25 protein-coding genes and 2 pseudogenes are annotated in these 26215 nt (G+C 58.8%); 3 read left to right on the top strand and 24 right to left on the bottom strand.

Going from position 1 to position 26215, the window contains the following annotated elements:
• Window positions 1-28: 28 nt before the first annotated feature.
• The 3 genes from HQ843_RS21640 to HQ843_RS21650 all read right to left on the bottom strand — a co-directional run bounded on the left by HQ843_RS21640 (window position 29) and on the right by HQ843_RS21650 (window position 3159).
• Entirely contained in the window at window positions 29-529 is a 501-nt protein-coding gene (locus HQ843_RS21640; protein ID WP_180901256.1) for a tripartite tricarboxylate transporter TctB family protein, read from the bottom strand.
• 16 nt (window positions 530-545) lie between these two features.
• On the bottom strand, window positions 546-1535 hold the full coding sequence (locus tag HQ843_RS21645) for a Bug family tripartite tricarboxylate transporter substrate binding protein (protein WP_180901255.1): 990 nt from the start codon (window positions 1533-1535) through the stop codon (window positions 546-548).
• Between the two features lie 67 nt (window positions 1536-1602).
• A complete protein-coding gene (locus tag HQ843_RS21650; protein ID WP_246710445.1) occupies window positions 1603-3159 on the bottom strand; it encodes a sulfatase in 1557 nt (518 codons plus the stop codon).
• Here HQ843_RS21650 and HQ843_RS29550 point away from each other — a divergent pair.
• Both HQ843_RS29550 and HQ843_RS21655 read left to right on the top strand, forming a co-directional pair.
• A complete protein-coding gene (locus HQ843_RS29550; RefSeq protein WP_246710465.1) occupies window positions 3052-3273 on the top strand; it encodes a hypothetical protein in 222 nt (73 codons plus the stop codon). The genes HQ843_RS21650 and HQ843_RS29550 overlap by 108 nt on opposite strands.
• Complete coding sequence (locus HQ843_RS21655; RefSeq protein ID WP_180901253.1) at window positions 3270-4169, top strand: LysR family transcriptional regulator; 900 nt, start codon at window positions 3270-3272, stop codon at window positions 4167-4169. The genes HQ843_RS29550 and HQ843_RS21655 overlap by 4 nt, the downstream gene beginning before the upstream one ends.
• 538 nt (window positions 4170-4707) lie before the next feature.
• Here the strand turns inward: HQ843_RS21655 and HQ843_RS21660 are convergent.
• The 17 genes and pseudogenes from HQ843_RS21660 to HQ843_RS21740 all read right to left on the bottom strand — a co-directional run.
• Entirely contained in the window at window positions 4708-5853 is a 1146-nt protein-coding gene (locus HQ843_RS21660; protein WP_180901252.1) for an NAD-dependent epimerase/dehydratase family protein, read from the bottom strand.
• Window positions 5850-6845: a glycosyltransferase family protein gene (locus HQ843_RS21665; RefSeq protein WP_180901251.1), complete on the bottom strand. Its 996-nt coding sequence runs from the start codon at window positions 6843-6845 to the stop codon at window positions 5850-5852. Before HQ843_RS21665 ends, HQ843_RS21660 begins: the two co-directional genes overlap by 4 nt.
• Window positions 6842-7813, bottom strand: coding sequence for a CgeB family protein (locus HQ843_RS21670; protein WP_180901250.1), 972 nt, complete (start codon window positions 7811-7813; stop codon window positions 6842-6844). The genes HQ843_RS21665 and HQ843_RS21670 overlap by 4 nt, the downstream gene beginning before the upstream one ends.
• A gap of 117 nt (window positions 7814-7930) precedes the next feature.
• Entirely contained in the window at window positions 7931-8884 is a 954-nt protein-coding gene (locus HQ843_RS21675; RefSeq protein ID WP_180901249.1) for a hypothetical protein, read from the bottom strand.
• Window positions 8885-9161: 277 nt separating this feature from the next.
• Window positions 9162-9788, bottom strand: coding sequence for an acyltransferase (locus HQ843_RS21680; protein WP_180901248.1), 627 nt, complete (start codon window positions 9786-9788; stop codon window positions 9162-9164).
• A 7-nt stretch (window positions 9789-9795) separates the two neighbouring features.
• Window positions 9796-10692, bottom strand: a complete 897-nt coding sequence (locus HQ843_RS21685) for a putative capsular polysaccharide synthesis family protein (protein ID WP_180901247.1) — start codon at window positions 10690-10692, stop codon at window positions 9796-9798.
• Window positions 10689-11351: a CatB-related O-acetyltransferase gene (locus HQ843_RS29860; RefSeq protein ID WP_180901246.1), complete on the bottom strand. Its 663-nt coding sequence runs from the start codon at window positions 11349-11351 to the stop codon at window positions 10689-10691. Before HQ843_RS29860 ends, HQ843_RS21685 begins: the two co-directional genes overlap by 4 nt.
• A 1-nt stretch (window position 11352) precedes the next feature.
• Entirely contained in the window at window positions 11353-12588 is a 1236-nt protein-coding gene (locus HQ843_RS21695; RefSeq protein ID WP_180901245.1) for a lipopolysaccharide biosynthesis protein, read from the bottom strand.
• Between the two features lie 12 nt (window positions 12589-12600).
• Window positions 12601-14064, bottom strand: a complete 1464-nt coding sequence (locus HQ843_RS21700; RefSeq protein WP_180901244.1) for a capsular polysaccharide export protein, LipB/KpsS family — start codon at window positions 14062-14064, stop codon at window positions 12601-12603.
• Window positions 14061-14768 (bottom strand): acylneuraminate cytidylyltransferase family protein, encoded by a 708-nt coding sequence (locus tag HQ843_RS21705; RefSeq protein WP_180901243.1) that lies wholly within the window; start codon window positions 14766-14768, stop codon window positions 14061-14063. Before HQ843_RS21705 ends, HQ843_RS21700 begins: the two co-directional genes overlap by 4 nt.
• The gene (locus HQ843_RS21710) at window positions 14765-15829 is read right to left on the bottom strand and encodes a nucleotidyltransferase family protein (protein WP_256432930.1); all 1065 of its coding nucleotides are present in this window, start codon (window positions 15827-15829) and stop codon (window positions 14765-14767) included. Before HQ843_RS21710 ends, HQ843_RS21705 begins: the two co-directional genes overlap by 4 nt.
• A gap of 4 nt (window positions 15830-15833) precedes the next feature.
• Entirely contained in the window at window positions 15834-16481 is a 648-nt protein-coding gene (locus tag HQ843_RS21715; protein WP_180901241.1) for an acetyltransferase, read from the bottom strand.
• Window positions 16469-17569 carry an N-acetylneuraminate synthase gene (gene neuB, locus HQ843_RS21720; protein ID WP_180901240.1) on the bottom strand — a complete coding sequence of 367 codons (1101 nt, stop codon included), beginning with the start codon at window positions 17567-17569 and terminating at the stop codon, window positions 16469-16471. The genes HQ843_RS21715 and neuB overlap by 13 nt, the downstream gene beginning before the upstream one ends.
• Window positions 17566-18708: a UDP-N-acetylglucosamine 2-epimerase gene (gene neuC, locus HQ843_RS21725; RefSeq protein WP_180901239.1), complete on the bottom strand. Its 1143-nt coding sequence runs from the start codon at window positions 18706-18708 to the stop codon at window positions 17566-17568. Before neuC ends, neuB begins: the two co-directional genes overlap by 4 nt.
• Entirely contained in the window at window positions 18705-19898 is a 1194-nt protein-coding gene (locus tag HQ843_RS21730) for a LegC family aminotransferase (RefSeq protein ID WP_180901238.1), read from the bottom strand. Before HQ843_RS21730 ends, neuC begins: the two co-directional genes overlap by 4 nt.
• Window positions 19899-19908: 10 nt before the next feature.
• The gene (locus HQ843_RS21735) at window positions 19909-20913 is read right to left on the bottom strand and encodes an NAD-dependent 4,6-dehydratase LegB (RefSeq protein WP_180901237.1); all 1005 of its coding nucleotides are present in this window, start codon (window positions 20911-20913) and stop codon (window positions 19909-19911) included.
• 849 nt (window positions 20914-21762) lie between these two features.
• Window positions 21763-22184: pseudogene (locus HQ843_RS21740) on the bottom strand (transposase); the annotation flags it as partial.
• Between HQ843_RS21740 and HQ843_RS21745 the strand changes: the two are divergent.
• Window positions 22183-22341, top strand: a pseudogene (locus HQ843_RS21745) (DJ-1/PfpI family protein); the annotation flags it as partial. The pseudogenes HQ843_RS21740 and HQ843_RS21745 sit on opposite strands and share 2 nt — an antisense overlap.
• Window positions 22342-22432: 91 nt before the next feature.
• Here HQ843_RS21745 and rfbA read toward each other — a convergent pair.
• From rfbA to rfbC, 4 genes are read right to left on the bottom strand one after another with little or no spacing between them, the layout of a single operon-like run.
• Window positions 22433-23323: a glucose-1-phosphate thymidylyltransferase RfbA gene (gene rfbA, locus HQ843_RS21750; RefSeq protein ID WP_180901236.1), complete on the bottom strand. Its 891-nt coding sequence runs from the start codon at window positions 23321-23323 to the stop codon at window positions 22433-22435.
• Window positions 23320-24168 (bottom strand): dTDP-4-dehydrorhamnose reductase, encoded by an 849-nt coding sequence (gene rfbD, locus HQ843_RS21755; protein ID WP_180901235.1) that lies wholly within the window; start codon window positions 24166-24168, stop codon window positions 23320-23322. Before rfbD ends, rfbA begins: the two co-directional genes overlap by 4 nt.
• Window positions 24165-25208: a dTDP-glucose 4,6-dehydratase gene (gene rfbB / locus HQ843_RS21760; protein WP_180901234.1), complete on the bottom strand. Its 1044-nt coding sequence runs from the start codon at window positions 25206-25208 to the stop codon at window positions 24165-24167. Before rfbB ends, rfbD begins: the two co-directional genes overlap by 4 nt.
• 9 nt (window positions 25209-25217) lie before the next feature.
• Window positions 25218-25775, bottom strand: coding sequence for a dTDP-4-dehydrorhamnose 3,5-epimerase (gene rfbC, locus HQ843_RS21765; protein WP_180901233.1), 558 nt, complete (start codon window positions 25773-25775; stop codon window positions 25218-25220).
• Window positions 25776-26215 lie beyond the last annotated feature (440 nt).

Here is a 26215-nt window from a genome sequence, read left to right on the forward strand (position 1 = left end):
GATTACCCCTCCTGTCAGGAAACGTTCATCACCAAGGCATGTGGAGATCAAAAATCCCTCCCGGCATTGTCACGAGCAGCACCACCTCGAATATCCACGCGAGGCCGAACGTCAAAGCAAACGTCACCGTGGCAATGGCAATCCAGTTGCGAAGCCCGCAAAGCACCATGATGCCCGCCATCATGGCGAGGGTGGAAATGTAGTAGCCGAGCGTTTTCAGGACGAACACGTAGATCACAAGCACTGCCAGCACCGCAGCGGGACGGAGCAATGCCCGGAGTGGGATATCCCTGTCTTCCCGCATTAATCCGCTACCGCGGGCAACAGCCTGGAAGCCGAGTTGAAGGATGACGAGGACGATCAGGCAGGCCGCTATCGTCTTCGGATAGCTGGCGGCGTTATCATAGGGACCGCCGGAGGCGATCCCTTGCTCAGTCAGATCGGTTGCGGCTTGCTGGAACACCAACCCGGCCACCCCAAGGCAGACGGCAGCCGCCAACCATTCCGCACAGGCGGTACGAAAGCGCATGACGCTTGCCCTTCGCTCAGTTCAGTTTCTTGAGCTGTTCCTGCTCCCAGGCGAGAGCTTCTGCCATCTTCCCCAGTTGCTCCTGCACCGGGCCGACGATTTCGTGATACTGGTCGTAGTCCCACGGCAACGGGACATAGCCGAGGGCACGGATCTTTTCCTTCGTCTCGTCACTGGTCACCGCGGCGGCCATTGCCTTGCGCAATACGTCGACCTTCTCCTGCGGCACGTCCGGCGAGACCACCCACCAGTCCCAGCCCATGGAGGCAAGGCCCGAAAGACCGAAGTCGCGATCGAAATCATTGAAATTCGGAGCACCGCCATAGGCCTCGCGCGACTCATCGAGGTCCGACATCACCAGCACGACATCGACGGCATCCTGGTCCTGCTGCCAGTTATTGACGTTGACGTAGGAGAAGTCGATTTCGCCGGATTTCAGGTTCTGGAAGGCATCGGCATCGGAACCGAATGGTATATTCTGCGCCACCACGCCGTAAGACTGCAACACCCGTGCGATGACCATGTGGGGCAGATTGTTGCGGCTGCCCGAGGAATAGCGCAGTTCACCCGGATGGGCCTTGCCGTACTCCATCAACTCCTGCAAATTCGAAAACCGCTCGTCACCGCTCTTGATGCCGATGGAGAACGCATTTGACACCCCGGCATGCAGCGGCACTGCGTCCTTATAGGTCCAGTCGGCCTTGCCAAGCACTGGCTGCAGCACCAGCGGCGCAACCCAGGCATCCATAATCGTATACCCGTCGGCAGGACGGCCCATCGCCGTCATGTAGGCTTTCGTGCCGGCAGCGCCTGGTGTCGAGATCACCGGAATGGCTACGCCGAGTTCTTCGCCAACGGCCTCGGCCAGAATCTGGTTGGCGGCCATTGATGCGTTCGGCGTCCACGGAAAGATCAGGTCGATGTTGCGGGACGGGAAATCTTCGGCCATCGCCGGGGTGACCATGACCGCCATGGCCACCGCCGCAAGTTTCGCTAGTTTCCTCATAAAATCCTCCTCCAGGATGAAGTTTGTCCGCACGGCCTCCCGCCGGACGGAGAATTGTGACGACCGGTCAATCCGGTGTCGCCATTTCGGATGATTGTCCGCCATGAGAGGCCCGAGCCGGCGGGTTCAGCCCGTAACGGGTATAAATTTCATCAGGCGCATCATGGGCCTGAAGAACGCGGCTCACCGCCGCGAAGATACGTTCTTCAATACCGTCATCCCGCAGGGGGTGATTTTCCTCCGGGTCGGAGGCAAGGTTGTAGATGCGGGTGCCCGTATCCTGAAACCTCTCGCCGTCGTGCATAGGGATGCGAGCCGCGCTCATCAGCGCGTCGATCTGCATGACGGGCATGCCCTTGGTGAAATCGAACGGTGGACGCAGTCTTGCGGTCTGCATTTCGGCGACTTCGAACATGCTGCTCACATGCATCGGCATCAGCGTATATTCGTGAAGTCCCGGACCATAAAGATCCTCGGGATAAATATAGCAGGTGTAATTCCCGTCGCTCGCGCCGATCGGACCGCCGAACATGCCGAACACAGCCACCTCGCGGGCCTTGTTCTCGCTCCAGACCGGCGTGCCCTGCACCTCCGGCGGTGGCGTCACACCGAACAGGTCGAGGATCGAGGGCATCAGGTCATGCGTCTGCGTCAGGCGGTGTGAGCGCGTGCCCGCTCTTTCGGGCGCGCGGGGATCGTGAACCATCAACGGAGTGTGCGATATCTCCTGATAATAGGGCTGCAGGTTCTTGCCCCACCATTCGTGCTCGGACAGGAGGAAGCCGTGGTCGGTCGACAGGATCAACGCGGTGTCCTTCCACATGTCATTGGCATCCATCCAGTCAAGCAGGCGTCCGAACTGCGCGTCGCACATGGCAACAAGGGCTGCATAATTGGCGCGCACTTCGGCCCGCTCCTCCTCGGTTCCCTCGTCCTTGGCATAAAGCGGCCAGTCCAGAACGCCGCCGTTCCAGCCCGTCCGATAGGGCGCCTTGAACCGTTCGGGCGCCTTGAACGGCTCATGCGGATCGAAGCATTCCAGCATCAGCAGCCAGTTGTCCGCAGCTTTGTTGGACTCCAGGAAGTTGAGACCGGCATCGAAGCATTTGACGCCGGGATAGTCGGCCTCTTCAAGAATATGATCGTTGTTGATCGCGTGCTGGATGCGCACGGCAGCGCGGCCGGTGGGCGTCTGCCCGTCGTTGAAGGGATAATGCTGCGATGCATAGGTCTTGCGGTAACGCTCGATATCCGGCTCCACCACGCCATTGCAATTGTCATATTCCTGTCCGCGAATGAAATCATAGCCGGTGAAACGGCCGTGATATGTGCTGCCGCCATCTTCGAAATAGTGCAGATGATCTGTGGTCAGGCGCGTCTGCACCCCCGCCTTCCCAAGGATATCGGCAAACGAATTATCGAAAGGTTCCAGAGGCCCCCAGCTCCGATGCATGAAGTTGAGCCGCCCGGTATGCAGGTCCCGTCGCGCCGGCATGCACGGAAGGGAACCTGCGTAATGCTGATCGAAGGTTTGAGCCCGGGCGGCGAAGCGATCAAAATTCGGCGTGGCGATCTCAGTTCCGCCATAGGCTCCCAAGGCCTTGCGGTTAAGGGAATCGAACAAACAAAAAATCGCGCGCACCGCGTCCTCCTCAAATTAACGATGGTCAAATTGCGGAAAACTACTATTTCTGTAAAATATGGATTTTTTAATTGTAATAGGCAGAGCCTATCATGAGAAGCACCTACAGCGAGCTGGTCCGTCGCTTCGTTACCGTAGCAGAATGCGGTAGTCTGCAGGCGGCGGCACGTGCGCTCAATATGTCCCAACCTTCGCTGACACAGTCCGTCCGTCAGATTGAAATCAATTTTGAGGCCCGTCTGTTCGAGCGCACACGCAAAGGTATGACGCTGACCGAAGCGGGGCAGCGCCTTTACGATCGCTCCCTCAGAATGCTGGCCGAGGAGACGCGCGCACGTGCCGAAATCGCTGATGTGGCGCAGGGTGGTCGTCAATTCCTTTCGATTGCGGCAGGAACGGCCTGGGGCTATTGCTTCCTGCCACCAGTGATCCACAAATTGCAGCAACGCCATCCCGAGCTTCGGGTTGACCTCGACATCTCTCTGACGACGCAAGCGTTGCCGCGTCTAGAGGATGGAAAAATCGACTGCTTCTTCGGCGCCGACCACAACGGCTTTGTACCAAGCCGGGGATTTGTGCGGAAGCCGCTTCTGGACATAGATTACGCCGCCGCCTGCGGACCCGCCTCACCTCTATGGTCGCAGTCAAAACCAGTACTTGCGGACCTCGCAACACAGCCCATGGTAGTATATCAGGACGACATGGGCTTGATGACCCAGGTGATAGCAAGGATCGAGGAGTTGGCCGGGCATAAGGTAAACATTGCCGTGCAAACCAAGTCTTTGCTTGCCAGCCTTGAACTGGCAGCTCTTGGACCATACGTCATCATTATGGCGCGGCCTTTTCTGACACGCTTTGCTGAACCAAAACTTCGGATCCTTGCACTCGACACGCCTCTCCACCGCTTCTCCAGCATGCTCTGCTACCGCGAAAGTCTCACTGAAACGCGCCCTTTCCGCACGCTTCTGTCTCTGCTGGACGAGGGCTCGTAGCGAACAGCGCTCAACCGCTCGTAACGCTCATCAAGATCAAAGAAACCGGGCTGTCCACGCATCGCCATTCTCCGAAAAATCACCGTGAACCGAGTGAATCACCGTGAACCGAGTGAATCATGAAACGCGGGAAACTGGTAGGTATTTTGAGGTGTCCAGTCGAAGCGTGTCTACCGAAAGCAGTCGTTCGCCTGACCCGATCGAATTCCCGCAAAGTGGCAGGATGCGGACGCTCACTGAGCAATGCGCCTCCTGAGATATCGGGTTTGAACACCGCGGCTTGTCTGCCCACAGTCGGGGCAAAGCCCTGAAGGTGAACGTAACATAGCCTGTGCGCCACCGCCGGTAAACTGTACTGAATCGACTAAGTGGCCATTGGAGCCCGGCTCGCACACTGAAATAGTGCATCACCCACCAATGAGTCAGCGAAAACCTCAGTCCAATAAGCAGCAAAACTGCGTCAGAGCCACTTCTAACCGGAAATCAGCAACTGAAGCTGCCGTCGACTCTCGAAACTTCATCCGTTTTAATCTGCTGCTCAGCCTGAAACGCCTTTCATCAGGCCACGTTCCCGCATTTCGGCAAGCGATTGCTCATAGGAACTTTGCGCCGGTCCCTGTTCCGCGACCCAGGCGGCGAAGCGGGCGATGCCTTCGGCGAATGGCACTTGCGCGCGGTAGCCGATCAAGGTTTCGATCCGCTCGAGATCGGCGTAGTTGTGGCGGATGTCGCCGAGGCGGAACTCGCCTGAGACCCGGAAGCCGGCGCCATCGCCGAGATGTTTTTGCAGGTTCTCGACCACATCCAGCACGGTTGTGGCTTCACCGGAGCCGACATTGAAGACTTCGCCCGGAGCATTGTCATGTTCGAGTGCCAGCATGGTGGCGGCGACCACATCATCGATGAACACGAAGTCGCGGCTTTCCAGTCCGTCCTCGAACACGTTGATTTCCTTGCCCTGTCGGATCAGGTTGGAAAAGATCGACAATATGCCGGTGTAGGGATTGGACAGCGACTGGCCGGGGCCGTAAACGTTCTGGTAGCGTAGCGCCACCGGCTCGATCTTGAGAAGCGGCGCTACGGTCATCACCATCTGTTCCTGCACCTGTTTGGTGATTCCGTACACTGAAGAGGGATGAATCTTCGAGGCCTCGTCGGTCGAGCAGAGTTCATATTCCTCACCGGTACGCGGGTCGACAGGGTTGAACCGACCGGCCTCGCAATCTGCCGCCCTGCGCTCGCCCGGATAAACGTAGGTCCCGCTACTATCGCGGTAGCGCCCTTCGCCGTAGATCGAACGCGAGGAAGCGACCACCATGCGCTTGACCGAGTGGGGCGCGCTCGCGAGAATGTCGAGCATCAGCGTCGTGCCGCCGATGTTGACCTCGGAATAGTGATGGACTTTGTACATCGACTGACCCGTGCCGGTCTCGGCGGCGTAGTGCACGACCATGTCGGCCGATTTCAGCTCTTCCTCCATGAGGGACCTGTCGGTCACTGAGCCCTGAACCAACCGTGCCACACCGTCAAGCGAGCGCACCAGCGGCGAGGTCTGGGGATCGTCGCCGTGGATTTGCGGCGAAAGCGTATCAAGCGCTGTCACCTCATAGCCCTTGGCGTGCAGAGCGCGAGCCAGGTTCGAACCGATGAAGCCGGCGCCGCCGGTGATGAGGACCCTCGTCATTTTTGTCTCACTTTCTTGCTGTCAACCGAACTGTCGTCGAGCAGATCGGTAATGAATTCATCTATCGTGCGGACTGTCTGGCGGGTGTCATGCCGGTCAAGCTCGGCGATAAGACCCGGCAGTTGTTCCGGCGCGCTCTCGAGAGGGAAGGTGGCCACTTCTCCGTCGTTGAAAACGCCCGAGCGCGCCACATGCGGGTTGTTCGTAATGACGGGCACGCCCATGCTGAGCGACTCGAAACAGCGCACCGTTATGCCGCTTTGTAGCGGATGCGCGTAGTCGAGCGTGGCCCTTGAATTGGCAATCGCATCCATCGCCTTGTCGTAGCTCAAAGCTTTTCGGGAAATATGACGCCTGAGCCGGAAAGCCGCGAGCGGCGCGCGCAATACATGCGGAATGTAGGTGAACAGGCTGCCGGCATAAAGAAAGACGAAGACCCGCTGGCCCTTCAACGCCTTCAATGCCCGGTCGACATAATGCAGGCGCTGGGAGTGGACCCGCATCACGATCGACAGATCGTAGGCCGGCTCATCCGACTGACGCCTGGAGGTCGTGCCGGTGAACAAATGAACGAGCGGAACGCCGAAACGTTCGGAATCGGCGATGTCGAAGGTCGCAAACCGGTCGGTCTCGTCTTTCCAGTCGAGAGGCGAGCGGCTGTAGTCAATGCTGTCCCAGGTATAGGCGACAACCCGGTCCGCATGCGCCTTGAGAAGTCGGATCGCCTCCGGGCTCATGCCGCGCCCCTTTACGATCAGAACCAGATCGTAGCGCGGGACCTCCCGCAGGTGTCGGCGGAACGCCGAAAGCGTGGTGGCGCGCGCAAGCGGCAGCATTGTTTGCGCCAGAATCTTGCCGAAAGTGTTTGAAGGATATTCCTCGTTCATCATGGCAACATCATAGCCACGCGCCTCGAGGGCCGAGCGGAGCCGCTCGTGAAATGTGTAGAATGTGAGCGGCGCGATCAACAGGCAGCGGGGTCGGGCGGTCATGCGGCGCCCTCGCGGCCATCCAGCAGCAGCAGTTGGCGGGTGAACGCCTCGATCCCGTATTCCTCAAATCGCGCATCCGGATTGGCGAGCGGAACATCGAGAAATGCGGAGACCCGCGAGAAGTCGAAGTCCTGAAAGATCAGGAACCGGTCCTCGCTGAAGAACGGCTCGTTGAGAACGCTGGCATTGTTGGTGATGATCTTCTTTCCGCTGCAAAGATTCTCGATCGTGCGCATGGTATGGCCGGATTGCTGGTGATTGGCGAAATCGAAAACAGCAACGGACTGTTCCATCATGTCGTGGAACTGCCGGGATGTTATCGAGCGAAAGCTGACGCCACGGGGTAAGATGCCTGTACGCAGCATTCGAAAATATACCACTGGCGTAATTTTCATGAAGGCTTTGAAGTCGATGCCTTCGCTCCGGCAATAGGCCTGAAAGGCAATGATTGCGTGGTAGCGTTTGGGGTTGACGATATTTCCCACCGTGTAAACGTTGCGCGCACGTGTTCGGTCACGGCGCAGTGCCTGCATTTGTCGGGTGCCAAACAGCGGCAGGTAGCGGAAGCCATTTGCCTCCGCGTCGTCTCCGTCGAAGGTGAAGACATGGTCAAAAAATGCAGCCTGTGGACGGTAATCGTGGGTTGATAGGGAATCCCAATTGTAAAGTACGAAAGGTACACCGGGCTGGCTGGCCCGCAACTCCCCAAGCAACGGCAAGTCGACCTGATGCGCTTGCAGGAAAACAACCCGATCGAAGCGTTGTTGTGCCGCCTGTTTAAGTGCTCTGGCGTGGTGGCGTCGCAGGAAGCTCGCGTAACGGGCTGGGGTCAGCGTTCGGAAAACTTTGTAAAAAGTGCTGCGCGGGAGAATGTCCACATAGGTAACCTCTCCCCCTAGGCTCTGCATCTCGGCGATAATTTTTTGTGTGTAGTCGTGGTAGTCTAGGGCTACGAAGAGAATTTTCATCTTATGTTACCCGGTTAAATTGTTGAGCGCGGGGCGACCATTGCGGAATGTCAAAAAACGCTCCCTGTATGAAACTTGTTAATTTAGCTTATTGACATGATTGCTAAGGAGCTCTTCCTATCGGCTGGGCGGCCGTAGCAATGGTCCGGACTTTACAAATCCTGAAAGAGTGAAAAGGAAAAAGAACGGCGAAAATGTCAGGGGTGATGAGCTCATGGATAGAAAAAGAACGAGAAAAAACAATAGGCGGTGCTCAGGAAATATTTTCTGTAAGTACGTACTTGTCAAAAATATAAATGCCCAGAACCATCCTGTTGAATAGATCAACATCACGATGCCGTTGGTGTTGCCGCGGTCAGTTACGATATTGGTTTGTATATTGAAAATGTTCTGCTTCGCTATGGCCTGATACACACTCGGATCGAAGCCGATACCGAAGGGGTTGTCCAGTGCTATGGCGAGGCCGTTGCGGGTGTCGAAGCTGCGCGACCAGTACGAACCGGCGCGATCTCCGGAAATCTTGTCAGTAACGACAGTACTGGCAAACTCGACATAGACGATTAACAAAGGCAGGCTCAGCAGAATAATCAACGCTTTGTTAACGGGCGAACCGCGTCCACGAATCACTGCGTAAGCCATCTGGAGCCCGGCGATCACTATGCCAGTGGTCGACAAAGTCAGGATGACACTGACCAGTGCGAGTCCAGCCCAAAACTTCTGGCGCTTATAAAATAGGAAGAAATGCAGGGCCACGTTGAGGTAAATCTGAAACACGCCGGGCTCCCAAAAAAGCCCTTGGCTTCGGTGGATTCCAAAGTATTTCTCGTTCATTCCAAAGAATATCAGAAAATTATATGCTTTTATACCCGGTGATGGGTGGAACAACTGGAAGGCGAAGCTGACAATCAACCAGTTGATGATCCCGTGGACAAGGAAAAAAATAAAAACCGCGCCGAGTGTAAATAAGAAATCAGGACGCCTAACTAAAATATAGTTAAGTATTAGTAGAGCTGTTATGATATCGTGAAATCTAAAGGCGATATAATGCGAAGGACCAGCGCTGGAATTCATATATAATATGCCAACGTATAGCAAGTAAATGGTTATAACCATCACTGCTGGGTATATTAATCTCGAAAATCTGAAATTTATGCGAAAAAGTAGAAGAAATTGCAGTAAGATGTTTATCGCAGTTAGCAGAAATATATTAACATACTGTACGACACCGCTAAGCAGAAAAGCTACGATCAGAGTGGCAAATAGCAGCCAGTCGACCCGGGCAAGCCACGTCGCAAAGGGGGTCTTTCTCCCTCTGGCAACCGTGACTTTGCCATAGAATTCTGCCTGACTAGTCGCCGCCATTGCGGAAGCTCCCATCCGGTTCGGTGCGCCGCCAGCGGTCCTGAACCCTGTCATAGCGTTTTATGATGCGAGCCGGGGCTCCGACCACCAAGCAATGATCAGGAACGTTGCTACGAAGCACAGCGCCGGCGCCAATCACACAGTTACGGCCGACGCTCGCGCCCAGCACCGAAGCGCCATTTCCGATCCATGTTCCGTCACCGATCGATACCGGAGCAAGCTGAAGCAGGGGCTGGTCCAAGACCGCGACATCAGGATCCTCATAGCCATGGCTGTTATCGGCGATATATACATTCCCTGCGGTGAGCACTCGCTTACCGATATGGATTCGGCTGGTAGCGAAGATATGGTTGTTGCGCCCGATCCTTGTGCCGTCATCGATCGTCAGGGTCGGCTTGTTACCTGGGATGATTTCCATCGCTGCCAAATATACGTTCGGCGCGATAACCACGCCCGCGCCGATCGAAATATTGTGCGCGCCGATGAGCATTTCAGGTCGAACCACATTTGTTCCGGGCCCGAATGCGGCAAGGCGGCGTCCGTAGCGCAAGCGAAACAGACGCGCCGAGAGGGCGTTTCGCAATCGAATGGAAAACGCAACCTGATTCCCCATTTTTGTGTCACTCTTCCTTCCATTTTCGGCGCATGGCGTCGATCTGTGCATCACTGTAGAAGTGTCGGCAGACCGGGGCACCGTACGTCGCGTCCAGTTCCGCCTCAGATAGCCGATATTGTCTCTTTAACCCGCTGTAGAAGTCGGCCTCGGATTTATCACTACTGTCGTTAAAGCGGACCTGACCATCAATGTCGGTTCCAAGATAGGTCGAAAGCGCTAAGTCGAAAATTCTGTCCATTGCCTCAATGGTGAGCAATAACAGCTGGCTGTTTTCATCGATACGGTGAATTGCATAACCTTTGGCTGGATCAAAAGGAAACTTTTTGATCTCGCGCCCGATATGGTCGGCGAACTCTGTCTCGAACCAGAGTTGGCTGAAGCCATGTCCTTCCGCTCGAAGCCGGGCTATCAGGGCGGCAAGCGGCGCGCCGTGAATGTCGATACCGTTTTCCTCATGGTTCTGTATGACATTCGACAGATCGCGCGCGACAGGATCGCGGATCATGCAGATGTACAGGGTTTCCATTCCGGGGCGCTCCAATGCGGCCTGGACGCGGCGTCCCGACCGGATCTCACGCTCAAACGGCGTTCCGGGAAGTCGCCGGTCGAGCCATTCGCCCGACAGGAAATGCACATGGTAGATGTGGCGGAACGGGAATGATTTGACCAGCGTATGATAGACTGACGACGATCCGACCTTTCCCAGAGTGTAGACGACAACCTGCTTTCCCTTGAGCGCCCGGTGTCTCCGGATCGTCGTGCCGGGACGGCTGAAAGCGAGCAGGCGAAATCGCAGTTGCGCCCAGCCTTTTCGCGCTAAATCGCGTATTCGGCCGGGTCGCGCCAGATCGCTGAAAAGGCTTCGCCGCGACGACGTCTTGTATTCAGGTTTGCCGCTCATCCAAAATCCTTCACGAATTGTTCCGGGTCGTCGAATGTTTCAATTCGATCGCGCAGGGTTGTCTCGTCCCAATTCCACCATGCAATGCGCAGCATCGCTTCGGCAATCTCCGGGGAGAAACGCGGTTTCAGCACCCGGGCCGGCGAGCCGCCAACGATCGAGTACGGCGGAACATCTCTGGTGACCACCGAGTTCGCGGCCACGACCGCGCCATCGCCGATCGTGACGCCGCGCATCACGGCGCTGTTTGCGGCGATCCAGACATCGTTGCCGATCACCGGCGCCGGCTTCTGTTCAACCGCCTTCGGGTGTGTGCAGAGATTGCCATATGCCGGCGACAACGCAAACGGATGGCTCGATACGCGGGTATAATCGTGGTTGCTCGCGCCGATCACGGTCTGACGCGCGATGGAGCAGAACCGACCGATCCGGGCCGCCTCGACATAGCTTCGCGGCCCGCTAATGTAGGAATAGTCTCCAAGCTCCACATCCCATCCCACCTCGGTTCCGCGCCGCACAATCGCGCGATACCCGATCTTGGCTCGCGGAGAAACATGGGCTGACTCGACGGTGTGGTGATGGCGGTAGTTCCGTATCTGCCACAGCACGAAGCGGGCGCTTGTTTTCAGCGGTCCGGCGATTTGAGATTTGATGTTCATTTCAGACGACCTCCTTTCGCCCCATTGCATCGACCAAAGCCGCACGGCGAAGATAGAGCGCGGCAAGCAGGGCGACGACCGAAGCCACGCCGCGAGCAATAATAAGACGCTGAAGCGAGAACGCGCCGATTGCTTCCAGAATGGCCAGTTCCGCTGCATAGACCGTGAAGAAAACGCCGGCCGAAATGATGAATGAGCGTGTGCGTCTGGTGGCCAGGAAGGTGAGAGCCGCCGTATCGCGCAAGACGAAAAAGATCATCGCCGGAAAGGCGAGAAAAATAAGGCCGGTTTCGTTTCTGAACTGAGGAAACCCGATTTGCAGCAACCATGGCAACAGCAAAAAAGTGAGCGTGCCCGCAACCAGGAAGAAAGCCAGCAGGTCACGCAGATGCCTGCGCGCATGGCGCTGAAACTCCACGAGTGAGCCCGCCTGCAAAGCCCGCAAGGCCGGAGGGAAATGCAGGTTCAGAATCGACGCTGGCAGGAGCACGAAGAAATTCATGTACATCATCACGATGTAGAATTGGCCAAGCTGGGTCTCGCCGAGACTGTACACGATCATCCAGCGTTCCACCTGATAGCTCAGGAGCAGAAAAAAAGTTCCCATGAAAACCGGCGCGCCGATCCTGAACAGGTCCTGTGTTGCAGCGCGTTCGATCACCGGAGCCGAGGGGCGCAGATCGGGAATTCTGATCAGCGCACCGAGAGCGATCAGCAGCGGCTGAGACAGGAGCGCCAGAAGCGCAAAAAACAGCCCGTACGGATATGACAGCAGCCCGAGCACGAAAGAGACCGATACCGCGACGATACCGATCGTATTCGCCTGCTTCAGAGCGCCGCGAGCGATAAGGGCGTTGTTGAGAAAGGTGGAGGCAAGCGTGGTCGTTCCGGCAAAACCGGCCAGCACCAGGGTCTGCGGCGCGACTACGGCGGGGCGCAGCCCTGCAAGCCCGACCGCGACGCCGGCTCCGATCACAAGAGCAAGAAACCCGAGGCCGGTCCAGATCAGGTTGGTCACCTGCCGGTCCTTCCTGGCGTCCTTTTCGGCCATCGTCACATATGCGCCGTTCAAAAGCCCGAACTGCACAAAACCGATCAGCATCACCAGCGTTTGCATCAGGCTCACCTGTGCCAGATCCTCGATCTGCAAAGTGCGCATGAACACCAGATTGCGCGCGAAGGCGATGAGACTGATCGCAGTATTCAAGATGACATAGCTGTATCTTGTCGAAAGCATGCGCAACCGCCTCTACTGGAGCTTCGAGATGGTCGAAAGGAGGTTGTCGGCCACTTTCTCGGCGTTTTCCGTAAGGTCGATCCCGTATTTTTCAGCTCGCCCGGCGAAATAATCCGTCAGGCCGGGGTGCAATGCTTCGATATAGGCGGTGAGAAACGGGTAGAGTTCATCATCACGGGGGCCGTCTTCCTCGCGCCGGGCATAGAGCGCGGCCCGCAGATCCCGGACGTTACGTATGTAGTCTACCCTCGGACCTCCGGAATAAAAGGTTTTTCCGAACGTATAGACCTGCTTGCCAAGCAGCAGCGCTTCGAATCCGGCGGTCCCCGTCAGGGTGATCACGCCCTGCGCGTGTCGAATTACCTCGCTACCGGAGATCCGGGCGTCGAGCAGACGGATATTTGGCACCGACTTCAGCTTGACATAGTCATCTGCGTCCCGGTAGCCGATATCATGGGGATGATCTTTCACATAGAGAAAGGTTCCGGGCGGCAATTGCCTGGCGATGTTCTGGATCAGCTTGACCTGATTTTCATAGATTCCATGGGCGTGGAAGAGCACCACGGCCTCCGGTTCCAGGTGCAGGGGATAGAAGAAGAAAGTTTCCTCGGGGCGGACCACATCGAACGTCACCTTTCGGTAGCCGAGCAGGTTCCTGAATTTCGCCAGCCTGCCATTCCTGCTGAACTGCCAGTAATCGATATTATCCAATACCGGATCAAGATGCGGGCGTCGGCGCCGGTTGATCACGCTCCGTCTGATAGCCCCGCCGATCAAGCGCCACGGCGATGGCTTTTTGCCGAGAACGCCTCCCAGAAACACTTCGGTGCCTTTCCGGAAACCGGCAAGGAATTTGGCACAGGCCACAGGGTCCACATCCCGTTCGCCGGCGTTGATCGCTGCCAGATTCCGATCGAGTTCGGGGCAGGTGAAATCGAACCCGGTCATCGTGAGATGGGTCAGAGTCCCTTTCTGCCCAACGGCCATGATGTTGTAGAGATAAGCCCCGCCGCGGCGCGCAAGGATCAATGCCGGCAGGAAGTTGAACATCAGGGTACAGGGCTCGTGCAACAGGAAATCGATTCCCTCGTCCTCGATGAAGCGGGACCAGAACACGTAGTAGGTTGCAGTCAGGTGCAGTGCGTCGGCGTAGTCGAGCAAGGCGAAGCCGCGGTCGCTCTGGATCGCGGAATTGAGCGTGAACGCGCCGTCGGTCTGCTCGATGATGAGCGCATCGATCTCCTCGAGCAGCGCTGGTGTTGGCTCTACCTGTCGGTGTAAGTCGCGAATCCTTTCCTTGAAGACCGGGGTTGGCCCGTCAATCCCAAGCTTTTCCAGCCGCGCCTTTTCCTCATTGCCGTAGGCAAGATGAAGCACATCAAGCTCATGTGACAGCCGTTCGGAAAGCCCGGCAAACAGCAGGGTGAGGTCCATGCGGTGAAACAGGAGGATGCGGCGGCGGTGCGACGTGGTCATTCGGCGTTCTCCCGGCTGCGGGCAGCAAGGATCGCCTCAGCGCGATCGAAATCCTCAAGTGCGTCGATGTCAACGGCATGGTCAGGTGGCAGCCTGTGACCAATTGTGCAATCGGGCACGAGCTGTCCGGATGAACGGAATACATCGACAGCCACGATATATATTGCGCCATTCAGAACATAGGTCGCCGGCAGATCCTGACGTCGCATTCCTCCCGGCCAAGGGGGTAACAACCGCGCGAGCCGTCCTTCTTCGTCGAGGCGGAACATCAGCCATGGCGATTTTTCGACTTCACTGACAGATACGCAGGCATTGCCGTTGGCGGCAAGCATTCGGGCAAATGCGGCGTCTATATCATCTGCCGTGCGCAACGGTGACGTTGGTTGAAGCAGCAAGACATAGTCATAACCGGGGCATTGCTCAAGCGCATGAACAACAACGTCGGCAGAGCTCGCGGTGTCGCTTGCCAGTTCGGCCGGACGCAGGAATGGCGCCTCGGCTCCGGCCTTGACGGCGACATCGGCGATCTCGGGTGCGTCAGTCGACACGATTGTGCGCGTCACGCATTTGGCGCAGAGTGCCGCCTCGACGGTCCAGCTCAGCAAAGGCTTGCCGGCAAGTGGGCGCAGGTTTTTGCCTGGCACTCCCTTCGACCCGCCCCGCGCGGTGATCACGGCCAAGACTGACGGAGAGCCAGCGCTCATTGCTCGAATTCTCCGTCAAACTCGGCGCGGGCGCGGGCTAGATCCTCAGGCCGTCCGATATCCATCCAGTATTCCTGGATTGGAAAGACCGATGCCTTGGAACCCTCGTCAATGATCGCCTCGAACAGCGTCGGCATGTCGAGGAATTCGTCCGGCCTGACCCAGTCCAGAACTTTCGGCGATAGAACATAGATGCCGGCGCTGACGAAATACGAGTAGGTCGGTTTTTCTACGATCCGCCTCAGCGCGGTGTCTTCAACCTCGATCACCCCGTATGGTACCTGCATCGGATAGTCGCGCGCGCACATCGTGCCCATCGCCTCGGTTTCCTCGTGAAACCGCATGAGGGCATTGAAGGGAATGGCGGTGAGAAGATCGCCATTCATAACGATAAAGGGCTTTTCGGGCCGGTTCGTGAGCAGCGAAAGCGCCCCCGCTGTGCCCATACGCTTGGTTTCCTCGACATACTCGATGCTGGCGTTGAAGCGGCTGCCGTCACCGAAATGCTTGCGGATGATATCGCCTTTGTAATTCAGCGCGATGGTGAAGTCGTGAAATCCCTGATCGATGAAGTTGTGCAGGATGAGTTCGAGTATCGGCCTGTCGCCGATCGGCAACATCGGTTTCGGCACAGTCTCTGTCATCGGGCGGAGCCTTGTACCAAGTCCGCCCGCCATCAACACAACCTTCGTGTCGCGCCGCTTGAGACCCGGCATCTCATCGATCAGCGCCAGATCTACCAATCGTCCCATATCGTCAACGATCGGCATCTGGTGCAGCCCGCGCGCCTTCATCAGCCCGAGCGCGACCTCGTAGCCCTCGGCCTCGCTGACCGAGGTGAATTTGGTGTGCATGACCTCGGTGACCGGTGCATCGAGCCCCACCCCGCGCAGAAGGCCGCGGCGGATATCGCCGTCGGTGACGGTTGCCAGCAGGCGTCCGTCCGCGTCGACGACAACCGCTATTTGCCGCGCGCCGCGGTCAATGGTCTCCATTGCCTCGCGAACCGTCGCGGATCCGGAAATGGTCAAGGAGCTTAAAAAAGCCGGTCGCTCTGCCACGTTTCTAGCCTTTCACAATTGCGCGTGCTGGATTGCCGATGACGGTCGCGCCGGGCGACACGCTCTTGGTGACGACTGCGCCCATGCCCACCACCGCGCCCGCTCCGATAACCACCGGTTGTCCCGGCCTGCCCTGCCGGATCATGGCGCCGCCCCCGATATAGGCGCCATCTTCGACGATAACGTTGCCCGCGCAGACGACGTTGGGTCCGAAAGTGACGAAATCACCGATGACGCAGTCATGGGCGAGATAGGATGAGATATTGAGATGGAAGCCGATCCCGACCCTCGTGTTCGACGTCACCGAGCTGTGGCCGCACAGGATCGCGCCAGGGCCCAGCGTCACCGCGTCGAATACTTCGGCGCTTGCCGCACGCACTTCGAGCGGCTGTGCTCCGCTTTCCACGGCGCGATCGAAGAGTTTTCGGCGGATCCTGCCGTCGGCGATGGCGACGGTGAAGGCGCGTTCATCCTTGGAGGCGAGAAATTCCTTCTCGTCGATGACCTGAACGCCGTTCACCGGCGCTTCGACCGTCGGGCTGACGAAGACGAGGTCATCATCAGGGTGGCTCTCAGCCAACTGCCTGCGCACGAGCGGCATGACTTCGCGGGCAAAGCCCGCCGTGCCGAAAACCCCGACTATACGTCCCATGACAACACGTCCCAGTCGAGAACTGTATCTTCGGGCAGGTCGCGTCGCGCGCGACGACCCACACAATCCCAAAGCGCGATAGCCGGAATTGGCCCAGCCGCGCGCATGGCCGTAAGATCCTCGGCCTGGATGATCCGGCCGGCAGGAATAGCGCGCGCGGCAACGACGCATTTTCGCACGGATGCCCGGTTGCGGATCTCTGCGGGACCGGGCTGCTTGATACCGGTACCCATTCCAGCTTCGACAGCGCGGATATCGCGCACCAGCCGGGCGAGTTCGTCCGGTTCGACAGAGGCGGCATGGTCGGGTCCGTCCATGGTCCGGTCGAGGGTGAAATGCTTCTCGATCACGCTGGCGCCGCGTGCCACCGCGGCGATGCTCATGGCGTTGCCCTCGGTATGATCGGAATAGCCCACGGAAAGTCCGAAGGCCTGGCGCATCGTTTCGATTGCGCGCAGGTTGGTGTCTTCCACCGCTGCCGGGTATTCCGTGGTGCAATGCAGCAGCGTCACCCGCTCGCGCAATGCCTCCCAGGCGGCCGGTTCGAGCAATATTTCGGCGAAGTCCGCCCGGCTCGACGGCGCGCCCTCGCGCATCAGGCCGAATGCGATCACGCCGAGCGCCTCCTCTACTTCCGCGAGGGAGCCCATTCCGGTTGATACAAACAGACGCATTCCGCTGCGCGCTGCGGCCAGCAGGATCGGTCCGTTGGTGAGTTCACCGGAGCCGAGCTTGAGCGTTTTCAATCCAAGGTCGCCGGCAAGGAACCCGAGGCTTTCGAGGTCGAAGGCAGTCGAGAGAAAGGCGATGCCCTTTTCGGCGCAGCGGTCTATCAAGGCACGGTGCGCCTCGTGTGATAGCTCCAGCCGGCTCAACATCTCGAACTGGCTCTCTTCCGCCGCTGTTGTGACTTTCTGGTAGGCCGCTTTCGATAGCGATTTCGACGCGAGCTTGGCGGCCTTGAAGGTCTGGAACTTGACAAAATCCGCCCCGGCCTCGGCGGCGCGGTCGACCAGTTCGAGGGCGAGCGCGGTGTCGCCATTATGATTTACGCCTGCTTCAGCAATAATGATGGTGCGGGAGTTCATAGAGAAATATCCACGAATGATTTTCTTGTCAGTAGGTCCGGCCGGTCGAGTGCCATCAAAACCGCAACGATCCGCTCGGCGGAGCGGCCGTCACCATATGGGTTCTCCACTTTGCTGCAATCCAGCTCCAGGCCAGTGCGAATGGCGTCGGCAATAGCGCGGGGCTCCGGTGCGCAGTCGATGACAGAGGCCGCGCGCGGTCGCCGCGCCTGCCGATCGCCGATGTTAATCGTCGGAAGCTTGAAGCTTGGGGCCTCCATAACGCCACTCGATGAATTTCCGATGACGAGATCACAATGGGCGAGCGCCGAGAAGTATCGTTTGGATCCCAGCGAACCGTGGAAGACGGCGTCCTCGCGGCTGTTGACATAGCCCATGATCAGGGAGTCGATCGCGCGCGCACCGGAATCGGCATTCGAACCGGTGAAAATCAATCCCGTATCGGGAAAGTCTTTCAGGGCATGAATCATCGTCTCGGCCTCAGCGAGGGCGTCTGCCGAAAGCGTTGCGGGATGAAACGTGATTATGAAGTTCTTGTCTCGGGGGACGAGGCCCACGGAGGCGAAGAAATCCTCGCGGACCATCGGCTCAAGACTGAGTATCCGGTCGATCCCTGTCGAGCCGACATTATGCACGCGAGCCGGATCTTCGCCCATCTGCACGATACGCCTGGCGCTCTCGTCATTTGTCGGGAAATGAACAGCGGCGAGCTTGGTGATGGCATGACGGATCGAATCGTCGATTGCCCCCTCGGTAACATCGCCACCGCACATATGCGCGATTGGCACCCGCGCCACCACGGCAGCCTGCACCGCCGCGAGAATCTCGTAGCGGTCGCCCAGCACCAGAACAAGGTCTGGCTGCACATCCGCCAGCGCTGCGCCGACCCCTGCCACCGCGGCCCCCATGCCACGGGCCAGTGCAGATGGACTGTCATCGACGCCAAGACCCAGGTCAACTTGATGTGCTGCCGAATGACCATCCGCAGCTATCGCCGCAAGGGAGGTGCTGCCGGGCATCAAATGCTGTCCGGTGGCGACGATTTCCAGCTCAAACCGGCTATTGTCACGCAGCGCATCGAGAACCGGGACCAGCAGACCCCAGTCTGCTCTCGTGCCGGTTATCGCGAGCACCTTCATGTTCTGCCTGCAAGCATTGCCGAGGACGGCAGGTTGATGATCCGGCGCTCCAGGTCTTCGGCAACGGGCAGCGGTGCGCGCGGCGCATCGGCGAGGAAGGGTAGATGGTGCATCAGTTTCCACACCGGGCGCGCCATGTAGCCTGCAGAATTGAGACCGTCTAGCAGGTCGTCGCGCGCGCCCTCGGCGGTGCCGGGAGCAAGCAGGAGCGCGTTCAGCCAGTAATTGCTTTCGGCTCCGGCGGGTTCTTCGAAGATCGTCCCGCCTTCAAAGCCGGCGAAGCCATCGATATAGCGCCGCGCCAGCAGGCGCTTTTTTGCCACTCGCTCATCGAGTTGCGCCATCTGCGCGACGCCGAGCGCTGCGTTGAGGTTAGGCAGTCGGTAATTGTAGCCTGCCTCATCATGCTCGAATGCCCAGCGGTGGGGTACCTTCGCCGTTGTCGACAGATGCTTGGCCCGGCGCGCCAGCGCCTCGTCATTCGTCACGACCGCCCCCCCGCCGCCGGTTGTGACGATCTTGTTGCCATTGAAGCTGACCGCGCCGACACGACCCAGGCTGCCGCAGGCATGGCCCTTGTAACGGCTGCCCAGGGATTCAGCCGCGTCTTCGACGATCGTCAGACCGAATTCGATGGCCACGGCGGCAAGTCCGTCCATGTCTGCGGGATGGCCGAACACATGCATCGGCACGATGCACGAGATGCGCCGCCCGGTCTCCCGGTTGTAAAGCCCGTCGGCGCGCGCTTCGCCAATCCGGCTCAGATGCGCGCGGAGGGCTCCCGGGTCGAGCCCGAGCGTGCCTTCGGCGCTGTCTGCGAAATGCGGGATGGCGCCAAGATGATGGGCCGCGTTTGCCGTCGCGACGAAGGTGAGGGCGGGCATGACGACCTCGTCTCCCGGCTCTACGCCCACGACCTTCATCGCCAATTCCAGCGCGGCCGTACCATTGACCACCGCAACGCCGTAAGCGGCGCCGCAGGCGGCCGCCACGTCCCGTTCGAACTGCTCGACATATTTGCCGACCGACGAAACCCATCCGGTATCGATGCAATCGGCCACCAGCGCGCGCTCGTCGCCGAGAAATTCCGGGATATGCAGGGGGATGAATTCGTCGGCGGGGCCCAGCACGCGGCCAAGACGCTCGAGAACACCCTCAAGCAGTGCACTATTATATTGAAGCTCGGCCATGAACTAACCCTCAGAGGTTATAGCGGTCGGACTTGTAGGCGGCGAGGTTGGCAGGGTCCTGGAACCACTCGGCGGTCTCGGCCAGACCACGCACGAAACCGTCACGCCCGCCGAATTCCGGCGACCAGCCGAAAAGCTTTTCCGCTTTCGCGGTGCCGGCGAACAACCGCTCCACCTCGCTGGCCTGTGGTCGCAGGCGCGCTTCGTCCTGGACCACCTCGACCTCGACGCCCATGGCCTCGGCGATGGCGCTCACCGTATCGCCGATCGATATTTCGAAGCCGGAGCCGATATTGGTGACCTGACCGATCGCTGCGTCGCATTCCATCGTCTGGATAAAGCCGCGGGCGGTGTCGCGTACGAAAGTGAAGTCGCGCGTCGGCGTGAGCGACCCCAGTTTGATCTGGCGCGAGCCGGAAGCAATCTGGCTGATGATCGTCGGGATCACCGCGCGCGCCGATTGCCGCGGCCCGAAGGTGTTGAAGGGGCGCAGCACCGTGACCGGCATCTCGAACGAGCGCTGAAACGACAGCGCCAGCTGATCCGCGCCGATCTTGGTCGCCGCATAAGGCGATTGTGCGTTGAGCGGGTGTTCCTCGGTGATCGGGACGAACTGAGCGGTGCCGTAGGTTTCCGAGGTGGAGGTGCACACGACCCGCGACGTGCCCAGCCTCCGGGCCGCCTGAAGGACATTGAGCGTTCCCGTCACATTGGTCTGCACGTAAACATCGGGTGAGTGATAGCTGAACGGAATGGCGATCAGAGCTGCAAGATGCAACACCGTGTCCATGCCTTGCATGGCCTCGGCAACTCCGTTCGGATCTCTAATGTCTCCCGCGACGACATCGAAATGACCTGCCACGTCGCTCGGAGCGTGTTCCAGCCAACCCCAGCTGTTGCTGGAATTGTACATTACGAAGGCGCGAACCTCGAAGCCATCTCGAACCAGCATTTCCGTCAAATGCGAGCCGATGAAGCCGTCAGCTCCGGTTACAAGAACTTTATTGGCGCTCATGTTTTATAACTCTTTCGTCTATTATTAATAAAATAGTAATGAACGTTGATCGCGGAGACTTTATCTAAAATTCAAATAATTTGTAAAAATGACAGCATTTATCGATCGGAAGATTAAATTAAATTCAACCCAGGCAGAAACGCTGTTTGACGTTGCAATTCAAGGTATTGTAAAAAGTCTGACATTCACGATATTCTTGGCACAGGTCGTAAAAAAAACCAGCTCGTTCTGCAAAGTAATTTTCTAGTCCGTCTTTTCTCTACGTCTTTTTCGGTTCAGCGCACAGGATGCTGGTACTTACGTTTGCCGCCAGCAAGTGCTGTCACACCGGAATGTTCCCGGCAAAACGACCAGCGCTATTTGCCCTATTTCAGTTCGGAGCGCTCACTGGCTATGCAAAAATAATCCTTCGACCATCGCACAAGACCGTCCGCTCGAAATCGAGTCAACTCCTCAGGCCCCTACGGTTGTGAGCGGTAGCAAATGCTGCCCCCGGAATCAAGACCCAAAGCAGGGACGATGGAGTGCGCGTTCTCGACGTATGCGCAATCAAGGTTTCTGGTGCCAGTTCTTGCTTCAGAGCCAATACGTCTGTGTGAAAACCATTGGATTTCTAGAGAGTTTGCAATTCAAACTATTTCACCAATGCTTTTTGGGGTCGTTGTGGTCAAGGTGCTCCTGCACATTTTCTCGGACCGTTCCGCGTGCCACTCGCTTCTCTTCGCGGTCAGCGCATCGACGCATTGTTCGGGGATGCCGCATGATGGGGTCAGGAAAGCGAGACGTCTCAATCTGTTCTACGTCCTTGCGAACCTTGGTTCGGCAGATTCAAGACTCTCAACGAGATCACCTCGCCGACCGTCCCCGCAAACGGCTGATCTTGCCCTGGATATCGGTCTCGCCCGACTGATAGCGTGCCGGCGTCAGGCCCAGATGCGTCCCCACCGCCTGGCTGGAGCCGAACCGCTCCGGCCGGTCGATCGTGGCGCGGAAGGTGAGCGCCGTGATCGGCCCGACGCCGGGCGCGCTGATCAGCCGCCGACAGGCTTCCTCTTTGCGGACGATGCCCTGGACCTGCTTGGTTAAGTGGGCGAACTCCGCCAGCATCACACTGAGGATCGCAAGAAGCGGTTTCACCATCGCCATCACCTCGGCGTCAGCGCCGGCAAAGGCGACGCGCGAAGGAAGAGAAGGAGAGAGCGCCAAAGGCGGCATTGCCGGCTCTTCAAATGCACCTGCCGATACCAGCCTGTGCGCATGATTTGCGCTAGGACCGACATGAAGAATGCCGGCGCCAATTGGGTCAACCGCGAGGTGGTCACCGACAACGGCATCATCACCTCGCGCAATCCCAACGATCTCCCGGCCTTCATCGACAAGATCGTCGAGGAGGGCGAGGAAGGCCGCCATCCGCGCAAGGCCGCCTGAGACAGGGCTTCGGAGGCGTTCCATCTGAAAGAGTATTCAGCGACCCGGATTACGCCCGGGTTGTTTTCTTTTGACAAAGCATCGGCGTGATTCAGCCGGCGGAAGGACCGTCTGCCAGCAATTCGGACAGATATTTGCCGTAGTCGGTCTTGCGGAAGGTTTCGGCGTGCTGGCGTAACAGCGCTGCGTCGATCCAGCCGTTGCGATAGGCGATCTCTTCCGGGCAGCCGGACTGCATGCCCTGGCGCACCGAAAGGGTGCGTACGAAATTGCCGGCGTCGAGCAGGCTCGAATGCGTGCCGGTATCGAGCCAGGCATAGCCGCGCCCCATCCGCTCCACCGCCAGCCTGCCCTCGTGAAGGTAGCTCTCCAGCAACGTCACGATCTCGAGTTCCCCGCGCGGCGAGGGCTTGACCGCGCGCGCGCGTTCCGGGGCCTCGCCGTCGAGAAAATAAAGCCCCGTGACGGCATAGTGCGATGGCGGAACCTCCGGCTTCTCGATGATCTGGCTCGCCTTGCCTTGCCTGTCGAAGGCGACCACGCCGTAGCGCTCGGGATCGGCGACGTGATAGCCGAACACAGTGCCGCCGGTTGTCTTGGCATCGGCGGCCGCCAGCAGTTCCGGCAGGCCGTGACCGAAGAAGATGTTGTCGCCGAGCGTCATCGCCGACGGCGCGCCATCGAGGAATTCCTCCGCCAGGATATAGGCCTGGGCCAGCCCGTCCGGGGACGGCTGGGTGATGAAGGTCAGGCTCAGGCCCCACTGGCTACCGTCGCCCAGAAGCCGCCTGAACTGATCCTGATCCTCCGGCGTGGTGATGATCGCGATTTCGCGGATCCCCGTCAGCATCAGCACCGACAGTGGATAATAGATCATCGGCTTGTCGTAGATCGGCATCAACTGCTTCGAAATCGCCATCGTCAGCGGATAAAGCCGCGTGCCCGACCCGCCGGCCAGAATAATACCCTTGCGTGCCTTCATGATATCGCCCCCAGTTCCTGCAACACCTCTGCCAGATCAACCCGCCAGTCCGGTCGCGCAAGGCCGAAGGCGGAAAGCGTCGTGCAATCGAGCCGCGAATTCAGCGGCCGCGCCGCCGGCGTCGGATAGGCCGATGTCAAAATGTCCGTGACCGTTACGGACTTGCCCGCCAATTCGAAAATGGCGCGGGCGAAATCGGCCCAGCTCGTATCCGGCGCTCCGGAGAAATGATAGATGCCGGATTTTTCCGGGGCCTTCATCAGCTGTTCGGCGATCACCCGGCAGGCAAAGGCGATCGCGCGCGCCGAGGTCGGCCCGCCGATCTGATCGGCGACGATGTTCAGGCTGTCGCGGGTCTCGGCAAGCCGCAGCATGGTCTTGACGAAATTGCCGCCATGGGCGGAAAACACCCAGCTTGTTCTGAGCACCGCGAACGAGCCGCCGGCGCGCGCCACGAGCTGTTCTCCGGCAAGCTTGGTGCGGCCATAGGCGCCGAGCGGCGCGGTCGCGTCATCGGGCGAGAACGGTTTATCGCCAGTGCCGGCGAAAACATAATCGGTCGAGATATGAACGAAGGGAATGCCGCGTTCGGCCGCCGCCCGCGCCATGGCGCCGGGCGCCGCGGCGTTGACGTTCAGCGCCGTTTCCTCGTCGCTTTCGGCCTTGTCGACGGCGGTATAGGCGGCGGCGTTGATCACGGCTGCCGGCTTGCGCTCCGCAATCGCTGCGGCACATGCGGCGGGATTGCCCAGATCGGCCTCCTGCCGCGACAGGAACACGGCGTCGGGCAGTATTTTCTTCAGCTCGGTCGCAACCTGGCCGGAGTGTCCGAAAACCAGGATCATGCCTTCACCCCGAGCCGCTCGCCGACGCCCTTCCGGCTCTGCAGCGCCCGCCACCACGCCTCATTGTCGAGATACCACTGAACGGTTTGGGCAAGCCCCTCCTCGACGCTGACGGATGGCTGCCAGCCGAGTTCCGCGCCGATCCGGGACGGGTCGATCGCGTAGCGCAGATCGTGCCCCGGCCGGTCGCTCACGAAGGTGATGAGATCGGCATAGCTGCCGTTCTCGCGCGGCCGTTTGTCGTCGAGGATCGCGCAGATCGTGCGCACCAGTTCCAGATTGGTGCGCTCGTTGTTTCCGCCGACATTGTAGCTGCGGCCGACCCTGCCTTTGGTGATCACGGTCAAAAGCGCATCGGCATGGTCCTCGACATAGAGCCAGTCGCGCACATTCTCGCCCTTGCCGTAGACCGGGATGTCTCTGCCGGCGAGCGCATTGAGGATCACCACCGGGATCAGCTTTTCGGGGAAGTGATAGGGGCCGTAATTATTGGAACAGTTGGTGACCAGAACCGGCAGGCCGTAGGTCTCGTGCCAGGCGCGGACCAGATGGTCCGACGCTGCCTTCGATGAGGAATAGGGCGAGCGCGGGTCGTAGGGCGTTTCCTCGGTGAACATGCCGTCGGGGCCGAGCGAGCCGAACACCTCATCCGTCGAGATATGGTGGAAGCGGAACCCCTCCGGCCGGCCGCGGGCGACCCAGTAGGCGCGCGCGGCCTCCAGCATGTTGTAGGTGCCGTTGATATTGGTCTCGATGAAGTCGCCAGGCCCGTCGATCGAGCGGTCGACATGGCTTTCGGCCGCCAGATGCATGACCGCGTCGGGCTGATGCTTGGCGAACACCCGGTCGAGTGCTGCGCGATCGCGGATATCGGCCTGCTCGAAGGCATAAAGCGGACTGTCGGCAACGCTTGCGACATTATCAAGGCAGGCGGCATAGGTCAGCGCATCGAGATTGACGACGTCAAAGCCGCGCGCGACCGCGAGCCGCACGACGGCCGAACCGATAAAGCCTGCCCCACCCGTGACGAGGAGTTTCATGACTGGACCTCAATATGTGAAGGGGTTTGAAAATGCGCTGAAGGACGGCGCATCGCGGTCTTTGGCGGAGACCACCGGATCGATATCCTTCAGCGGCCAGTCGATGCCGATATCGGGATCGTCGAAGCGTACGCTGCCGTCGCATTCCGGGGCATAATAATCAGAGCATTTGTAGATGATCTCGGTATCGGGCTCCAGCGTCATGAAGCCATGCAGGAAGCCTTCCGGGATCAGCAACTGCTTGCCATTGTCGAAGGAAAGCTCGACGCCATACCATTGACCGAAGGTGGGCGAGCCCTTGCGGGCATCGACCGCGACATCGAAAAGCCGACCGCGCCCGCACCGCACCAGCTTCGCCTGCGCATGCGGCGGCGCCTGAAAATGCAAGCCGCGCACGGTGCCAACGGTCTTGGAGAGCGAATGATTGTCCTGCACGAAATCGATATCGACGCCTTTCTCGGCAAGCGCCTTGCGGTTCCAGCTCTCGCTGAAGAACCCGCGCTCGTCCCCGAAGCGGCGGGGAGTGAGGAGTAACAACCCCGGAATTTCGAGTTTCTGAATGTCCATGGCCCGCACCCCCGTCTCGCGTAAAATTCTTGTGCTTCCGATTACACGAGGCGGCGGCATGGGACAAGTTCAAGCTGGCGATCCCATCTGAGATTTTCAGTGCAAAAGCCGATCACAGTGGCGACGGAACAATCCAGCCGTGTGCAGCGCAGAAACGCGGCCACCTATCTCCCTTCGGTATTGAGAGCTGGAGGACAAGGGATGTACACTGTGGACGCTAGGAGGTTCGTGCCGCTGCCACTTCCGCCCGGTCGCGCATAGGCCAATGTTGGTGAGATCAAAACGGGAGGGGAGCCAGCCTGTTTTAGTCCTCACCTCTTTAGTTTAGCCCCGACTTTAGGCTTTGAATTTAGTCTCAGACTAGGCAACCCGCGCGGTGCCAAATACCCGCATGGCCAAGGGTGCCAGGAAGGACCCGCCGTTTTTATGCGGAAGGTCTA

This window comes from Martelella sp. NC20, assembly GCF_013459645.1.
In the GTDB taxonomy this organism is placed as follows: domain Bacteria; phylum Pseudomonadota; class Alphaproteobacteria; order Rhizobiales; family Rhizobiaceae; genus Martelella.

Coding starts and splice junctions, on each gene's coding strand:
- HQ843_RS21640 (WP_180901256.1), bottom strand. CDS start 529: ATGCGCTTTCGTACCGCCTGTGCGGAATGGTTGGCGGCTGCCGTCTGC.
- HQ843_RS21645 (WP_180901255.1), bottom strand. CDS start 1,535: ATGAGGAAACTAGCGAAACTTGCGGCGGTGGCCATGGCGGTCATGGTC.
- HQ843_RS29550 (WP_246710465.1), top strand. CDS start 3,052: ATGCTGATCGAAGGTTTGAGCCCGGGCGGCGAAGCGATCAAAATTCGG.
- HQ843_RS21655 (WP_180901253.1), top strand. CDS start 3,270: ATGAGAAGCACCTACAGCGAGCTGGTCCGTCGCTTCGTTACCGTAGCA.
- HQ843_RS21660 (WP_180901252.1), bottom strand. CDS start 5,853: ATGACGAGGGTCCTCATCACCGGCGGCGCCGGCTTCATCGGTTCGAAC.
- HQ843_RS21665 (WP_180901251.1), bottom strand. CDS start 6,845: ATGACCGCCCGACCCCGCTGCCTGTTGATCGCGCCGCTCACATTCTAC.
- HQ843_RS21670 (WP_180901250.1), bottom strand. CDS start 7,813: ATGAAAATTCTCTTCGTAGCCCTAGACTACCACGACTACACACAAAAA.
- HQ843_RS21675 (WP_180901249.1), bottom strand. CDS start 8,884: ATGAATTCCAGCGCTGGTCCTTCGCATTATATCGCCTTTAGATTTCAC.
- HQ843_RS21680 (WP_180901248.1), bottom strand. CDS start 9,788: ATGGGGAATCAGGTTGCGTTTTCCATTCGATTGCGAAACGCCCTCTCG.
- HQ843_RS21685 (WP_180901247.1), bottom strand. CDS start 10,692: ATGAGCGGCAAACCTGAATACAAGACGTCGTCGCGGCGAAGCCTTTTC.
- HQ843_RS29860 (WP_180901246.1), bottom strand. CDS start 11,351: ATGAACATCAAATCTCAAATCGCCGGACCGCTGAAAACAAGCGCCCGC.
- HQ843_RS21695 (WP_180901245.1), bottom strand. CDS start 12,588: ATGCTTTCGACAAGATACAGCTATGTCATCTTGAATACTGCGATCAGT.
- HQ843_RS21700 (WP_180901244.1), bottom strand. CDS start 14,064: ATGACCACGTCGCACCGCCGCCGCATCCTCCTGTTTCACCGCATGGAC.
- HQ843_RS21705 (WP_180901243.1), bottom strand. CDS start 14,768: ATGAGCGCTGGCTCTCCGTCAGTCTTGGCCGTGATCACCGCGCGGGGC.
- HQ843_RS21715 (WP_180901241.1), bottom strand. CDS start 16,481: ATGGGACGTATAGTCGGGGTTTTCGGCACGGCGGGCTTTGCCCGCGAA.
- neuB (WP_180901240.1), bottom strand. CDS start 17,569: ATGAACTCCCGCACCATCATTATTGCTGAAGCAGGCGTAAATCATAAT.
- neuC (WP_180901239.1), bottom strand. CDS start 18,708: ATGAAGGTGCTCGCGATAACCGGCACGAGAGCAGACTGGGGTCTGCTG.
- HQ843_RS21730 (WP_180901238.1), bottom strand. CDS start 19,898: ATGGCCGAGCTTCAATATAATAGTGCACTGCTTGAGGGTGTTCTCGAG.
- HQ843_RS21735 (WP_180901237.1), bottom strand. CDS start 20,913: ATGAGCGCCAATAAAGTTCTTGTAACCGGAGCTGACGGCTTCATCGGC.
- rfbA (WP_180901236.1), bottom strand. CDS start 23,323: ATGAAGGCACGCAAGGGTATTATTCTGGCCGGCGGGTCGGGCACGCGG.
- rfbD (WP_180901235.1), bottom strand. CDS start 24,168: ATGATCCTGGTTTTCGGACACTCCGGCCAGGTTGCGACCGAGCTGAAG.
- rfbB (WP_180901234.1), bottom strand. CDS start 25,208: ATGAAACTCCTCGTCACGGGTGGGGCAGGCTTTATCGGTTCGGCCGTC.
- rfbC (WP_180901233.1), bottom strand. CDS start 25,775: ATGGACATTCAGAAACTCGAAATTCCGGGGTTGTTACTCCTCACTCCC.